Annotated in this window: 12 protein-coding genes; all 12 read left to right on the top strand. The window is 45.1% G+C overall.

What is annotated here, in order from left to right; translation table 11 throughout:
- Positions 1-61: 61 nt before the first annotated feature.
- The 12 genes from B1A98_RS02285 to mutS all read left to right on the top strand — a co-directional run bounded on the left by B1A98_RS02285 (position 62) and on the right by mutS (position 15,263).
- Positions 62-1,360 (top strand): O-acetylhomoserine aminocarboxypropyltransferase/cysteine synthase family protein, encoded by a 1,299-nt coding sequence (locus tag B1A98_RS02285; RefSeq protein WP_063383560.1) that lies wholly within the window; start codon positions 62-64, stop codon positions 1,358-1,360.
- Positions 1,361-1,635: 275 nt separating this feature from the next.
- A complete protein-coding gene (gene recA, locus B1A98_RS02290) occupies positions 1,636-2,682 on the top strand; it encodes a recombinase RecA (RefSeq protein WP_041100115.1) in 1,047 nt (348 codons plus the stop codon).
- Positions 2,683-2,920: 238 nt separating this feature from the next.
- Positions 2,921-4,480 (top strand): ribonuclease Y, encoded by a 1,560-nt coding sequence (gene rny / locus B1A98_RS02295; RefSeq protein ID WP_041100117.1) that lies wholly within the window; start codon positions 2,921-2,923, stop codon positions 4,478-4,480.
- 63 nt (positions 4,481-4,543) lie between these two features.
- A complete protein-coding gene (locus B1A98_RS02300; protein ID WP_041100346.1) occupies positions 4,544-5,344 on the top strand; it encodes a TIGR00282 family metallophosphoesterase in 801 nt (266 codons plus the stop codon).
- Positions 5,345-5,541: 197 nt separating this feature from the next.
- Positions 5,542-5,802, top strand: coding sequence for a stage V sporulation protein SpoVS (gene spoVS / locus B1A98_RS02305; protein WP_041100119.1), 261 nt, complete (start codon positions 5,542-5,544; stop codon positions 5,800-5,802).
- Between the two features lie 159 nt (positions 5,803-5,961).
- The gene (locus tag B1A98_RS02310) at positions 5,962-6,879 is read left to right on the top strand and encodes a dipeptidase (RefSeq protein WP_087903719.1); all 918 of its coding nucleotides are present in this window, start codon (positions 5,962-5,964) and stop codon (positions 6,877-6,879) included.
- 98 nt (positions 6,880-6,977) lie between these two features.
- Positions 6,978-8,747 carry a 2-oxoacid:acceptor oxidoreductase subunit alpha gene (locus tag B1A98_RS02315; protein ID WP_063383562.1) on the top strand — a complete coding sequence of 590 codons (1,770 nt, stop codon included), beginning with the start codon at positions 6,978-6,980 and terminating at the stop codon, positions 8,745-8,747.
- Positions 8,734-9,600 carry a 2-oxoacid:ferredoxin oxidoreductase subunit beta gene (locus tag B1A98_RS02320; RefSeq protein WP_063383563.1) on the top strand — a complete coding sequence of 289 codons (867 nt, stop codon included), beginning with the start codon at positions 8,734-8,736 and terminating at the stop codon, positions 9,598-9,600. Before B1A98_RS02315 ends, B1A98_RS02320 begins: the two co-directional genes overlap by 14 nt.
- Positions 9,601-9,839: 239 nt before the next feature.
- A complete protein-coding gene (gene miaB, locus B1A98_RS02325; protein ID WP_063383564.1) occupies positions 9,840-11,384 on the top strand; it encodes a tRNA (N6-isopentenyl adenosine(37)-C2)-methylthiotransferase MiaB in 1,545 nt (514 codons plus the stop codon).
- Between the two features lies 1 nt (position 11,385).
- Positions 11,386-11,817 (top strand): YlbF/YmcA family competence regulator, encoded by a 432-nt coding sequence (locus tag B1A98_RS02330; RefSeq protein ID WP_063383565.1) that lies wholly within the window; start codon positions 11,386-11,388, stop codon positions 11,815-11,817.
- A 195-nt stretch (positions 11,818-12,012) separates the two neighbouring features.
- Entirely contained in the window at positions 12,013-12,552 is a 540-nt protein-coding gene (locus tag B1A98_RS02335) for an outer spore coat protein CotE (protein ID WP_041100131.1), read from the top strand.
- Between the two features lie 113 nt (positions 12,553-12,665).
- A complete protein-coding gene (gene mutS / locus B1A98_RS02340; protein ID WP_063383566.1) occupies positions 12,666-15,263 on the top strand; it encodes a DNA mismatch repair protein MutS in 2,598 nt (865 codons plus the stop codon).

Genomic DNA, 15,263 nt, shown 5'->3' on the forward strand with positions numbered 1-15,263 from the left:
GAGGGCTTTTGATTTTTCTCGGGCTGTTTACGTTTTTTCAATAGATTAGGAGGAATTGACAATGACAAACGAACAATGGAACAAGGAAACAATTTTACTTCATGGAGGACAAGTGCCTGATCCGGTAACAGGTGCGCGGGCTGTGCCGATTTACGAAACAACTTCTTATGTATTCGAAGACACCGATCATGCCAACGCCTTATTCGCTTTACAAAAGCCGGGAAATATTTATACGCGCATTACCAATCCGACGGTAGACGTATTTGAAAAACGGGTAGCTTTATTGGAGAAGGGAGCAGCGGCTGTGGCGCTGTCGTCAGGAATGGCAGCTATCTCTTTTTCAATATTGAATTTGGCTCATGCCGGCGATGAAATTGTAGCTGCTGCTAACTTATATGGCGGTACATACAACTTGTTTGCCAACACGCTTCCTAAATACGGAATCAATGTAAAGTTTGTAGATTCTACAGATCCGGAGAACTTCCGAAAGGCGATTACGCCAAAGACGAAAGCCCTTTTTGGAGAAATTATCGGCAATCCTTCCTTAAATGTGCTTGATGTGGAGAAAGTGGCGGACATCGCTCATGAAAACGGCATCCCTTTGATTGTCGACAATACGTTTGCTTCTCCGTACGGGGCTAATCCGCTGACAAGGGGAGCAGACATTGTCGTTCATTCTGCAACGAAGTGGATTAGCGGCCACGGTACGGTGATTGGCGGCGTAGTCGTAGACGGAGGAACATTTGATTGGAACAGCGAAAAATTCCCTGGCTTTACTGAGCCGGACGAATCCTATAACGGATTAAGATATGCAGATTTAGAAGGCCCGGCCTTTGCGATTAAACTACGTGTGCAGTTATTGCGGGATTTCGGTCCGGCTTTAAGTGCCAACAGCGCTTTCTTGCTTCTTCAAGGGCTAGAAACGCTGCATTTGCGCATCCAGCGCCATCATGAGAACACGCTTGCCATCGTGGATTATTTGAAAAATCATCCGGCAGTAGACTGGGTGTCACATCCAAGCCTCGAAGACCATCCATCTCATGAGCTGGCAAAGAAATATTTAAGCCATACGTTCGGCTCGATTGTCGTGTTCGGCATTAAAGGCGGACGGGAAGCGGGCAAAAAAGTGATTGATAATATTAAGCTGTGGTCGCATGTAGCTAACGTTGGTGACGGCAAATCTCTGATTATCCATCCGGCTTCCACGACACACCAGCAGCTAAGCAGTGAAGAATTGAAAAAATCAGGCACAAAAGAGGAAATGATCCGCCTGTCTATTGGATTAGAATCAACGGAAGACCTGATTGCAGACTTGAATCAGGCTATCGAAAAAGCAACCGGTGTAGCTGTCGAAAGCTGAAATTAAGCGAATTTTTCCCGGCTTAAAATTACCTTCTCCTGCTTCTTTATGATAAAATAAAGAGGCAGGAGTTCTTTTTTTCTTCTTTTTTCCACTCTTTCTTCCTCGATATTTCTAGTTCCCCAGCCACTCTTTTCACGGGAAACAAAAACCGAATAAATGTTCGCTTTTTGCTTGAAATTGTCTCAATAAAAAGGTATAGTTAGTATAGGTTCTGAAACAATATGTCATGATGCATTTATTTGATAGATTGCTAATTTTAAGGAGGAATTTTAGTGAACGATCGTCAAGCAGCATTAGATATGGCCTTGAAGCAAATTGAGAAGCAATTTGGTAAAGGGTCTATCATGAAATTAGGAGAACAAACTGATCGGAAAATATCCACTAGTCCAAGCGGCTCGCTCGCCCTTGACACAGCACTTGGGGTAGGCGGCTATCCGCGCGGCCGAATCATTGAGATTTATGGCCCAGAAAGTTCAGGTAAAACAACGGTTGCTCTTCACGCAATTGCTGAAGTGCAGGCATCCGGCGGCCAGGCTGCTTTCATTGATGCGGAGCATGCACTCGATCCGGTATATGCCCAAAAGCTAGGGGTAAATATTGATGAATTGCTGCTTTCCCAGCCGGATACAGGGGAACAGGCTCTTGAGATTGCCGAGGCTCTTGTGCGCAGCGGCGCCGTCGATATTCTTGTTATCGACTCGGTTGCAGCTCTCGTTCCAAAAGCTGAGATTGAAGGAGAAATGGGAGATTCCCATGTCGGCTTGCAGGCGCGCTTAATGTCACAGGCACTTCGAAAGCTATCAGGAGCAATTAATAAATCAAAAACGATTGCTATTTTCATTAACCAGATCCGCGAGAAAGTCGGCGTAATGTTTGGTAACCCTGAAACTACTCCAGGAGGACGCGCCTTGAAATTCTACAGCTCCGTCCGTCTTGAAGTCCGCCGTGCGGAAGCTCTGAAACAAGGCAATGATATTGTTGGTAATAAAACAAAAATCAAAGTAGTGAAAAATAAAGTAGCTCCGCCTTTCCGTGTAGCAGAAGTCGATATTATGTATGGAGAAGGGATTTCCCGAGAAGGTGAGATCATCGACATGGGAGCGGAAGTGGATATTGTTCAAAAGAGCGGCGCTTGGTATTCTTATAACGAAGAACGCCTCGGCCAAGGACGGGAAAATGCTAAGCAATTCTTGAAAGAGAACCCGGCTATTCGCCAGGAGATTGCCATGAAGATCCGCCAGCATTACGGGCTGGAAGCGGACTTTATTGAACCGGACGAAGCAGAAGCTCCGGAAGAGTTTAGCTTGCTTGACGAGTAATAAGCAGGAGCGGTGTCGCAGGACATCGCTCCTTTTCTTGCTATCGCAAAGGAAGAAGGCGACTGGCAGGATGAAACTCTTGACAAGAAATTTTCACAACTATAAAATTGAGATGTATATTTTACATTTTTTTCTCTTAAAAATGGAAGTCAGAAGCTGTATATTGAAATGTTGACACAATGTATCAGCCGACATGTTAAAAGCATGACAAAAGTTCATAGCAAGAGGAGGTGAAAGGATGGAACCCATTACAATCATCTCCATTTTGCTTGGCCTAATCGTCGGTGTAGTTGTTGGCTATTTTGTTCGAAAATCCATTGCCGAATCTAAGATTGCAGGAGCTAAAAGCGCTGCCGACCAAATTGTTGACGACGCAAAGCGTGAGGCGGAATCCTTAAAGAAGGAAGCCCTGCTTGAAGCAAAGGATGAAATTCATAAGCTTCGTACAGACACGGAATTAGAACTTCGTGAACGAAGAAACGAATTGCAAAAACAAGAGAATCGTTTGCTACAAAAAGAAGAAAACCTCGACCGAAAAGATGATTCGCTTGATAAGCGCGAATCGCAGCTTGAGAAAAAAGAGGAGATTCTTGCTGAGAGACAACAACATATTGAAGAGATGGACAGCAAAGTGGAAGAGATGATCAAAAAGCAGCAGGCGGAACTAGAACGAATCGCCAGTCTCACTCGGGAAGAGGCCCGCTCGATTATCTTGGAGCGGACAGAGCAAGAGCTTGCACACGATATTGCTGTAATGACTAAAGAGCAAGAGAACCGAGCAAAGGAAGAGGCAGATAAGAAAGCAAAATCAATCCTTTCTCTTGCCATTCAGCGCTGTGCGGCAGATCATGTGGCGGAAACAACGGTCTCTGTTGTGACATTGCCAAATGATGAAATGAAAGGCCGTATCATCGGACGGGAAGGACGGAATATCCGAACGCTCGAAACGCTGACAGGTATTGATTTGATTATTGATGATACACCGGAAGCGGTTATCCTTTCGGGATTTGACCCGATTCGCCGGGAAACTGCTAAGATTGCCCTTGAAAAGCTGGTCCAAGATGGACGCATCCATCCAGCGCGCATTGAAGAAATGGTTGATAAAGCGCGGAGAGAGGTAGATGAGCATATCCGGGAGGTCGGAGAACAAACGACCTTTGAGGTAGGTGTTCACGGTTTGCATCCGGACTTGATCAAAATTCTTGGACGATTGAAATATCGTACAAGCTACGGTCAGAATGTGTTAAAGCACTCGATGGAAGTGGCCTTTCTTACTGGCCTGCTGGCAGCGGAGCTTGGAGAGGATGAAACTCTGGCCCGGCGTGCTGGATTGCTTCATGATATCGGCAAAGCTGTCGATCACGAAGTGGAAGGAAGCCATGTAGAGATCGGCGTAGAGCTTGCGACAAAGTATAAAGAGCATCCGGTTGTTATTAATAGCATTGCTTCTCACCATGGAGACACTGAGCCAACTTCTATTATTGCTGTACTCGTGGCTGCTGCTGATGCTCTATCAGCTGCTAGACCAGGTGCCCGCAGTGAAACGCTGGAGAATTATATTCGCCGCCTGGAAAAACTTGAGGAAATTTCCGAATCATATGATGGCGTAGAGAAGTCGTTCGCTATCCAGGCTGGTCGTGAAGTGCGGATTATCGTAAAACCAGAACAGGTGGACGATCTGCAAGCACACCGACTTGCGCGTGATATCCGGAAACGAATCGAGGGAGAGCTTGATTATCCAGGTCATATTAAAGTAACAGTTATAAGAGAAACGCGTGCTGTGGAATATGCAAAATAAAGCGGTGTGATCAATCACACCGCTTTCCCTATGGGAAAAACAAAGGCGAAGAAAGGAATCTATATGAAGATATTATTTGTAGGTGATGTTGTCGGGTCTCCGGGCCGTGACATGATTTCTGAGTATTTACCAAGACTCAAAAACAAGTACCAACCAGAATTAACGATTGTCAATGGAGAAAATGCTGCTGCCGGAAGAGGCATTACGGAGAAGATTTACCGGCAGTTTTTAAACGATGGAGCCGATGCGGTGACTCTCGGCAACCATGCTTGGGATAATAGAGAGGTATTTGAATTTATTGACGAGGCGAAAGCGCTTGTCCGCCCAGCTAACTTTCCGGATGGCACTCCTGGAACCGGCCTTTTATTTGTGAAGCGCGCGGGCATAGAAGCGGCCGTCATTAATTTGCAGGGGCGTACGTTTATGCCTGCACTGGATTGTCCTTTCGAAAAGGTGAAAGCTTTGGTAAAGAAAGCCCGTGAACGGACACCTATCATTTTCGTTGACTTTCATGCGGAAGCGACAAGCGAAAAGCAAGCCATTGGCTGGTTTCTTGATGGTGAAGTAACAGCAGTGGTAGGAACGCATACGCATGTGCAGACAGCAGATAACCGTGTGCTGCCTAAAGGAACTGCTTATTTGTCTGATGTCGGCATGACAGGACCGTATGATGCCATTCTTGGGATGGAGAAAGAGTCCGTTTTGAAAAAGTTTGTTACAGGGCTGCCTGTCCGATTTGAAGTGCCGAAAAGCGGCCGCACACAGCTCAGTGCCTGTATAATCGAAGTGGATAAAAAGACAGGGAAGGCGAAAGCAATCGATCGTCTTCTCATTAATGAAGATCACCCATTTATTGCCGAGTAAGAGGTCTTCATATTTTGTTAAATGATGAGCCGGTTCGCTTCTGCGTATAAAGCTGGAAAGGCGAAAGTTCAAGGCTTTCTAGCCGAAGTCAGTAATACAGGAGCTCATTGCCGAATATAGTAGGAATGGAAGGACAGCGAACAACTATGTTCGCTAACATGAGCATTCGGTATCGTTTAACAAAAGGGGGACAAGAAATGGAGATATTAAAAGTTTCGGCAAAATCTAATCCTAATTCTGTAGCTGGTGCACTTGCCGGTGTTCTTCGTGAAAGAGGGGCAGCTGAAATTCAGGCAATTGGGGCTGGTGCACTGAACCAAGCGGTGAAGGCAGTAGCGATTGCCCGCGGATTTGTGGCTCCAAGCGGGGTAGATTTAATTTGCATCCCGGCTTTTACTGATATTATGATTGAAGGGGAAGAACGAACAGCAATCAAGTTGATTGTCGAGCCTCGATAACATAATAAATTAGGATTAAAACCCGTCCTTTTGACAGCAAAAGAGAAGAAGCTTCTCTGTTCGCTTTCTTGGGACGGGTTTTTCTTTTTTGTAGGTGCTGCTTGTTTCTGAAGAAAAGAGAGACAGTGAAGAAAAGCTATGTTAGAAAGGGTGGGAAAGATGATTTTTGACGCGCATTGTGATGTATTGTATCAATTACAAAAAGATCCAGAGAAGACCTTTAGTGATCCCGCTTTGCATGTTACATATGAACGCCTAAAGAAAACGAAAGCGAAAGTGCAATGCTTTGCGGTTTTTTTGTCCCCATCTGTGAAGCCGCATGATCGTTTCCGTTCGGCATTAGAACAAATTGATTTATTTTACACTAAAGTAATCAGCCCCTATCCTGATATGAAGGCCATAACAACAAAGCAAGAGCTGAACGAACTAAAAGAGGGAGAGATTGGTGCGGTTCTTACTCTTGAAGGCGGCGAGGCGATAGAAGAGGACCCGCTAAAATTAGCCACCCTTTACCGCCTTGGTGTAAGGTCGGTCGGCTTAACCTGGAACCATGCAAATGCTTTGGCAGATGGGGTGATGGCAAAGCGAGGAGCGGGAATCACAGAGTTGGGGAGTGAAGTCATTCGCATGCTTAACGAATGGAAGGTTTGGACAGACGTCTCTCATTTATCGGAACGAGCGTTTTGGGAGGTAATGGAACAGGCCGACTTGCCGATTGCCAGTCATTCAAATTGTTACCGTCTTTGCCCGCATCCCCGCAATCTTAAAGATGAACAAATTCAGGCGCTCATCCAAAAAGACGGGATGATCGGTTTATCCTTTGTTCCTTTTTTTATTAAGGAGCATGGGAAGGTATACGCCCAAGACATATTGGCACACGTAGAGCATATTTGTGAGCTGGGCGGAGAAAACCACCTTGGCTTCGGTTCAGACTTTGACGGTATTGATGAAATGATTGAAGGCTGGAGCTCATATGAGGCGTATGATGAGTGGATGAATCTTCTTCATCGGCATTATTCGGCGAGCCAAGCAAAAAAGTTCCTGTTTGCAAACTTCTCAAACAGGTTTCCTGGTTAATGGAATATGTTTAGCTATAGTGATTCAATGATAAAAGTGATAAACTAGAAAAGTAATAGTTTTGAAGTCCAGAATATACTGAAGGAGTTGTATATTTAATGATAAATCAGCTTTCCTGGAAAGTTGGAGGACAACAAGGGGAAGGGATTGAAAGCACGGGTGAAATCTTTTCCACCGCTTTAAATCGGCTTGGATACTTTCTTTATGGCTATCGCCATTTCTCATCACGTATTAAAGGCGGCCATACTAATAATAAAATTCGTGTCAGCGTAACTCCGGTGCGGGCGGTTGCGGACGATTTAGATATTCTCGTTGCATTTGACCAGGAGACCATTGATGTGAACTGCGGAGAGCTTCATGCAGGCGGGATTATTATTGCAGACGCGAAATTTAATCCAGTGAAGCCAGAACATACACAGGCAGAATTATATATTGTTCCATTTACCGAAATTGCTGCCGAACTCGGCACTTCATTAATGAAAAACATGGTGGCTGTAGGAGCAACATGTGCTGTTATCAACTTAGATGTGCAAGTGTTTACAAGTGTAGTAGAAGAGATTTTTGGCCGCAAAGGAGAAGCGGTTGTTCAAAAGAATATGGAAGCGATTCAGCAAGGATATAACTATATGTGTGATCAGCTGGGCAGCAAGGTGGGGGCGATGCAGCTTGAGGAGGCAGACGGCCGCCAGCGGATGTTCATGATCGGCAATGACGCTATCGCACTTGGAGCTTTAGCGGGCGGTGTCCGTTTGATGGCTGCTTATCCGATTACGCCAGCTTCTGAGATTATGGAATACTTGATTGATAAGCTGCCAAAAGTCGGCGGCACTGTCATTCAGACAGAGGATGAAATTGCAGCGGCAACAATGGCCATCGGGGCCAATTACGGCGGAATCCGTTCGTTGACTGCTTCTGCCGGTCCTGGTCTTTCTCTGATGATGGAGGCTATCGGGCTTGCGGGAATGACAGAAACTCCGCTCGTTGTAGTGGATACCCAGCGGGGCGGCCCGTCCACCGGCTTGCCGACGAAGCAGGAGCAATCAGACTTAATGGCAATGATTTACGGCACTCATGGGGAAATCCCCAAAATCGTTATGGCGCCGAGCACAGCGGAAGAAGCTTTTTACGATGCGGTGGAAGCTTTTAACCTGGCAGAAGAATATCAGTGCCCGGTAATTCTCCTATCCGATTTGCAATTGTCTCTTGGCAAGCAAACCGTAGAGCCGCTTGATTACAGCCAGGTGGAAATCCGCCGCGGCAAGCTCGTCCAAGAGGAGCTTCCAGAGCTTGATGGGAAAAGCTACTTTAAACGTTATGAAGTGACGGAAGATGGCATTTCTCCTCGGGTCATTCCGGGCATGAAGAATGGCATTCACCATGTAACAGGCGTGGAACATGATGAAACCGGCAAGCCATCCGAAGCGGCAGCAAACCGCCAGGCACAAATGGATAAACGGATGAGGAAGCTTGAACAAATCCGCTTCAACACGCCGGTCCATAAAAATACGCCTCACGATGAAGCTGATTTGCTGCTGATTGGTTTTAATTCAACCCGCGGAGCGATTGAAGAGGCAATGGAACGTTTAGAATCAGAAGGAATCAAGGTCAATCATGCCCAAATCAGACTTATTCATCCGTTCCCGGCTGCGGAATTGCTGCCATTGATCGAATCAGCCAAACGGGTGCTTGTTGTTGAAAATAATGCCACTGGCCAGCTTGCTAGTATTATTAAAATGAATGTGGGCCACGTTCATAAAGTGAAAAGCCTGCTGAAATATGATGGAAACCCATTCCAGCCTCAGCATATTTACCAGGGCAGCAAAGAACTTTTCCAATTACAAGGAGCGGTTACTAATGGCAACGTTTAAAGATTTTCGAAATGATGTAAAACCAAACTGGTGCCCAGGCTGCGGAGATTTCTCTGTACAGGCCGCTATTCAGCGCGCGGCCGCCAATATCGGGCTGACTCCTGATCAGCTTGCGGTGATTTCCGGGATCGGCTGTTCCGGCCGGATTTCCGGGTATATTAAATCTTACGGTCTTCACGGCATTCATGGGCGTTCCTTGCCAATTGCGCAGGGAGTCAAAATGGCTAACAAGGATTTAACCGTCATTGCATCCGGAGGAGACGGTGATGGATTTGCCATCGGAATGGGGCATACCATTCATGCGATGCGCCGCAATATCGATATCACATATATCGTCATGGATAACCAAATTTACGGGCTGACGAAGGGACAAACATCTCCTCGCTCCGCTCAAGGATTCGTGACAAAGTCTACACCAAAAGGAGCGATTGAGGGCACGGTTTCACCGATGGAGCTGGCGCTTACAAGCGGCGCTACCTTTGTTGCTCAAAGCTTTTCTACAGATTTAAAAGATTTAACGGCTATTATTGAAGCTGGAATCAACCATAAAGGCTTCTCTATTATTAACGTATTCAGTCCGTGCGTGACCTACAATAAAATTAATACTTACGATTGGTTCAAGGAAAACTTGACAAAGCTGTCTGCGATGGAGGATTATGATTCTTCCGACCGCGAGATGGCTATGAATACATTAATGCAGCATAACGGCCTTGTAACAGGCATTATTTATCAGGACAAAGAGAGACCGTCCTACCAAGAGCTTGTGCATGGCTATGCAGAAGAGCCGCTTGCAAGTCAAGACTTGCAGCTCGGCGATGACATGTTTAACGAACTAGTCAAAGAGTTTATGTGAAAAAAATCCGCCGCTGGCGGATTTTTTATTGCTATAATAAGTCAGTTTTTTAGAGAAAACGCTAGTTGAAAATGAACGGATCAGGCGCATTCCGCATTGTTAAATTGTCAACATTCATCTATTGTTTAATCAAATAGAAAGCTATATACTAAAATAATGTGTACCGGCTAACGAAAGAGCATTCTTGCTTATTATATGTTTAGTGTCGTTTTCACCAGTAGAAGAAAGGAGCTTTTCCGATGAATGAAGAACAACGCCTTCAGGGACAGCAAGTGAAAGAGAAAAATCCAACGGACAAAAAATCCGAAAAGGATTACAGCAAATATTTTGAAACCGTATTTCTTCCGCCTTCTTTAAAGGAAGCGAAAAAACGGGGAAAAGAAGAAGTCGCTTACCATAATGATTTTAAAATTGATGAGCAGCTGCGCGGCATGGGAAACGGGAAGAAGTTTTATATCCGGACGTATGGCTGCCAAATGAATGAACATGACACAGAGGTAATGGCTGGTATTTTTATGGCGCTTGGTTACGAGGCAACCGATACAGTCGAAGATGCAAACGTCATTTTACTCAATACGTGTGCCATTCGCGAAAATGCTGAAAATAAAGTATTTGGCGAGCTCGGTCATTTGAAGCATTTAAAACAGCAGCGCCCGGATTTGCTTTTAGGCGTATGCGGCTGTATGTCACAGGAAGAATCGGTCGTCAATAAAATTTTAAAAACCTATAACCATGTGGACATGATCTTTGGTACACACAACATTCACCGGCTTCCGGAGATTTTGAAGGATGCCTATATGTCAAAAGAAATGGTTGTGGAGGTATGGTCAAAAGAAGGCGATGTCGTAGAAAACCTTCCAAAGGTGCGCCGAGGCAACATCAAAGCATGGGTAAACATTATGTACGGATGCGATAAATTCTGTACGTATTGTATCGTTCCCTATACGCGCGGAAAAGAGCGGAGCCGCCGTCCAGAAGATATTATCCAGGAAGTGCGCCATCTGGCTGCCCAAGGTTATCAAGAAATTACGCTGCTTGGGCAGAACGTCAATGCTTACGGCAAAGACTTTGAGGATATGAATTACGGCCTTGGCGACTTAATGGACGAGATTAGAAAAATTGACATTCCGCGTGTTCGCTTTACAACGAGCCACCCGCGTGATTTCGATGATCATTTGATTGAAGTGCTGGCGAAAAAAGGAAACCTGATGGATCATATCCACTTGCCTGTTCAGTCAGGATCTACAGACGTATTAAAGATTATGGCCCGCAAATATACGCGCGAGCAATTTCTTGAACTTGTCCGCAAGATTAAAGCAGCGATTCCAGATGTTGCTTTGACAACGGATATCATCGTTGGTTATCCGAATGAAACAGAGGAGCAATTTGAAGAAACAATTTCTTTATATCGGGAAGTAGGCTTCGAATCCGCTTATACATTTATTTATTCTCCACGCGAAGGGACACCGGCTGCCAAAATGAAGGATAACGTTCCGATGGAAGTGAAAAAAGAGCGTTTACAGCGCTTGAACGCCGTAGTAAATGAATTGTCAGCCGAAGCGATGAAGAAGTATCAAGGACAAACTGTGCCGGTACTTGTTGAAGGAGAAAGCAAAAACAATCCGGAGATTTTAGCCGGTTATACAAATAAGAACAAGTTAGTTAACTTTAAAGGTCCAAAAACAGCGATTGGCAAGATTGTCAATGTAAAGATCACAGAAGCAAAAACCTGGTCCTTAAACGGAGAAATGATTGAAGAACATCAATTGGCTGAGGTGGAGTAAAATGGCAAAGTATACAAAAGATGATATTCTTGCAAAAGCGGTTGAGCTTGCTAAGATGATTGCGGAAACAGAAGAAGTAGCGTTTTTTAAAGAAGCGGAAGCAAAGATTCACGAAAATCAAAAAGTCCGTGAAAAAATCGCCAGCATGAAAAGCTTGCAAAAGCAAGTCGTCAATTTCCAGCATTATGGGAAAACGGAAGCATTAAAAATGGTTGAAGAAAAAATGATGAAAATCGAACAGGAATTAGATGAAATCCCTGTTGTTCAACAGTTCAAAGAGTCACAAGTAGAAGTGAATGATATTTTGCAGATTGTCACATCTGCCATCTCTAATACAGTGACAGACCAAATCATTGAATCAACGGGCGGCGATGTGCTGCGCGGCGAAACAGGCGCCCAAGTGAAAAACAGCGCACCGGGAAGCTGCAGTTAATCAGCAGTGAATATCAGGCACCAGCCATAGCGGCTGGTGCTTTTTTTTTGGGGGAAAAACCTGTCGGAGTGTTGTTCTTCCGTTTTGTTAACTAGGCGGCTTTGTTTAACGAAGCGAACTTTTTATATGTTCTAGGCACATGTCTTGCTCCTGGTGCATATGATAGATAGAGAATAAGCGAGGAGGGACGCTCGAATGGCAGAATATAGAGAGATTATTACAAAATCGGTCGTTGCGAAAGGCCGGAAATTTACTCAGACGCACCACACCATTTGTCCGCCACATCACCCATCGAGCATTTTAGGCTGCTGGATTATTAACCATGAGTATAAAGCAAAAAAGATGGGGAAAAAAGTGGAGATTCACGGGACATATGAAATTAACGTGTGGTACTCACACCATGACAATACGAAAACTTCAGTCGTCACGGAAAAAGTCAGCTACAAAGACGTTATCAAATTAAAGTATCGGGATGAAAACTGCTTTGATGATAATGAAGTAATAGCGCGGGTATTGCAGCAGCCGAATTGCTGTGAAGCGGTTTGTTCGCCGAAGGATAACAAAATCATTGTTCAGGCCGAGCGTGAATTCTTGGTTGAAGTGGTCGGAGAAACGAAAATTTGTGTGGCTGTTCATCCTTATGGCTGTGAGGAAGAGGAATGGGATTGTGAAATTGATGACGAGGAGTATGGAGAGCTGGACACGGACTTTATTGATCATAAAAAGGACAATTAATGTGGAGTGCAGGTTGTATAAACAGCCTGCGCTTTTTCAATGGAGAGAGAACGCAAGTATGCTATAATGTAAAGTTGAAATAGACAGGTTTATTTGAAAGGAATTGGACATATATGGAACAATATACGCCGATGATCCGGCAGTATTTAGCGATAAAGGCACAGCATGAAGATGCCTTTTTGTTTTTCCGTTTAGGTGATTTTTACGAGATGTTTTTTGAAGACGCCACGAAGGCAAGCCAGCTGCTTGAAATTACGTTAACGAGCAGAGACGGAGGTTCGTCTGAGCGCATACCGATGTGCGGAGTGCCTTACCATTCAGCGGCCGGCTACATTGAGCAGCTAATTGAGCTTGGCCATAAGGTAGCGATTTGTGAACAGGTAGAAGATCCGCGACAGGCGAAAGGCGTTGTGAAGCGGGAAGTGGTTCAGCTCATTACTCCTGGAACGGTGATGGAGGGAAAGGGGCTCACAGATAAAGAAAATAATTATATCGCTTCCCTTTTTTCTGAAGGAGAGCATACATATAGCTTGGCTTTTTGCGATTTATCCACCGGGGAAAGCCGGACGACTGCACTAGCATCTTTAGATGAAGTCATCAATGAATTGTCTACTTTGCGGGCCAAGGAAGCGGTCATCACGCAAGACTTACATGAAGAGGTGCAAAAGACGCTTACAGAGCGGATGAATCTTACGCTTTCCTACGAGGAGCCGGCTGCTGAAAAGGGCGGCTTTGCTGCTTTAACAGAAAATATCACTCATTCAGGGATGAAGCAAGCCGCTCATTTGCTTTTTCATTATTTGCACCGTACCCAAAAGCGCAGCCTTGCTCATTTACAGCCGGTTGTTGTCTATGAAGTCCACCAATTTATGAAAATTGACTTGTATTCTAAACGCAACTTGGAACTGACAGAAACGATTCGTTCAAAAAATAAAAAAGGCTCTTTGCTGTGGCTGCTTGATGAAACAATGACAGCGATGGGCGGCCGGATGCTGAAGCAATGGATTGATCGGCCGTTAATCAACCGACGCCATATCAATGAGCGGCTATCCATGGTTGAAACGCTGATTCAAGCCTTTTTTGAGCGCCAGGAAATCAGGGAGATGCTGAAAGAGGTCTATGATCTTGAACGGCTTGCCGGCCGGGTCGCTTTCGGAAATGTAAACAGCCGCGATTTAATCCAATTAAAAAAATCATTGCAGCAAATTCCGATGCTGAAAGCTTTGCTGCTCCGAATTCACAATGAAGAAATCCAATCTTTATCCAGAAAAATGAACCCTTGTGAAGAGCTGATGGATCTGCTTGAACAAGCGTTTGTTGAGAACCCCCCGTTATCGGTAAAAGAAGGCGGCATGATTAGAGACGGCTTTCATGCCGAACTGGATGAATATCGCGATGCTAGCCGCAACGGCAAGGATTGGATCGCTAATTTGCAGCAGGAAGAAAGAGAAAGAACGGGCATTAAATCATTAAAGATCGGCTACAACCGCATTTTTGGCTATTATATTGAAATTACAAAAGCCAACCTTCATTTGCTGAATGACAGCCGCTATGAGCGCAAGCAAACACTAGCGAATTGCGAGCGTTTCATTACGCCGGAATTAAAAGAGAAAGAAGCGCTCATTTTACAGGCAACTGAAAAAATGATTGATCTTGAGTATGAGCTGTTTATTGACATCCGTGAGCAAGTCAAAGGCTTTATCCCGGAGCTGCAGGAGCTGTCCAGGCTTGTCAGCGAACTGGATGTACTCCAATGCTTCGCTGAGGTAAGTGAAAAAAGAAAATACACAAGGCCGGAATTAACGGACAGCCGTGAGCTCTTCATTAAAGACGGACGCCACCCGGTCGTTGAAAAAGTAATGGACTCTCAAGAATATGTGCCAAATGATTGCCTGATGAACAAGGAACGGGAAATGCTGCTCGTTACTGGTCCCAATATGTCAGGGAAAAGCACGTACATGAGACAAGTCGCTTTAACCGCGATTATGGCGCAGATCGGCTGCTTCGTTCCAGCTGCAGAAGCCAAGCTTCCTGTTTTTGACCAGGTATTTACGAGGATTGGGGCCGCAGATGATTTAATTTCCGGACAGAGTACCTTCATGGTGGAAATGCTGGAAGCCAAAAACGCTATTACTCATGCAACTAATCAATCTCTGATTCTCTTTGACGAGATTGGCCGCGGCACATCCACCTATGACGGCATGGCGCTTGCTCAAGCCATTATTGAATATATTCATGAGCATATTCAAGCCAAAACACTGTTTTCGACACACTATCATGAGCTGACTGTGCTGGAAGAATCGCTTCCTCAGCTGAAGAACGTGCACGTCAGCGCCGTAGAGAAAAACGGCCGCGTCGTCTTTCTTCACAAGATCAAAGAAGGGGCAGCTGATAAAAGCTACGGGATTCATGTGGCTCAGTTGGCGGAGCTGCCAAGCGACTTAATTGAGCGGGCAAATGAAATTTTGGCAGAGCTGGAGCAGAAGGAGAAGCCTGACATCCAGAAGAAAAAAGAAAAAGAGCAGCCGAGTACGGCCGCAGAAGCAGCTGGACAATTGTCGTTTTTTAATGAATCGGTAGCTGCGCCTGCGCCCTTATCCAATAAGGAGAAAAAGATTCTCGATGAGCTGGCGTCCTATGATTTATTAGAAATGACGCCTCTGGATGCGATGAACGCGCTCTATACATTGCAGAAAAAGGTGAAAAAGTAG

The sequence above is a fragment of the Pseudobacillus badius genome (genome assembly GCF_002189605.1).
Lineage (GTDB): Bacteria > Bacillota > Bacilli > Bacillales > Domibacillaceae > Pseudobacillus > Pseudobacillus badius.

Coding starts and splice junctions, on each gene's coding strand:
- B1A98_RS02285 (WP_063383560.1), top strand. CDS start 62: ATGACAAACGAACAATGGAACAAGGAAACAATTTTACTTCATGGAGGA.
- rny (WP_041100117.1), top strand. CDS start 2,921: ATGGAACCCATTACAATCATCTCCATTTTGCTTGGCCTAATCGTCGGT.
- B1A98_RS02300 (WP_041100346.1), top strand. CDS start 4,544: ATGAAGATATTATTTGTAGGTGATGTTGTCGGGTCTCCGGGCCGTGAC.
- spoVS (WP_041100119.1), top strand. CDS start 5,542: ATGGAGATATTAAAAGTTTCGGCAAAATCTAATCCTAATTCTGTAGCT.
- B1A98_RS02310 (WP_087903719.1), top strand. CDS start 5,962: ATGATTTTTGACGCGCATTGTGATGTATTGTATCAATTACAAAAAGAT.
- B1A98_RS02315 (WP_063383562.1), top strand. CDS start 6,978: ATGATAAATCAGCTTTCCTGGAAAGTTGGAGGACAACAAGGGGAAGGG.
- B1A98_RS02320 (WP_063383563.1), top strand. CDS start 8,734: ATGGCAACGTTTAAAGATTTTCGAAATGATGTAAAACCAAACTGGTGC.
- miaB (WP_063383564.1), top strand. CDS start 9,840: ATGAATGAAGAACAACGCCTTCAGGGACAGCAAGTGAAAGAGAAAAAT.
- B1A98_RS02330 (WP_063383565.1), top strand. CDS start 11,386: ATGGCAAAGTATACAAAAGATGATATTCTTGCAAAAGCGGTTGAGCTT.
- B1A98_RS02335 (WP_041100131.1), top strand. CDS start 12,013: ATGGCAGAATATAGAGAGATTATTACAAAATCGGTCGTTGCGAAAGGC.
- mutS (WP_063383566.1), top strand. CDS start 12,666: ATGGAACAATATACGCCGATGATCCGGCAGTATTTAGCGATAAAGGCA.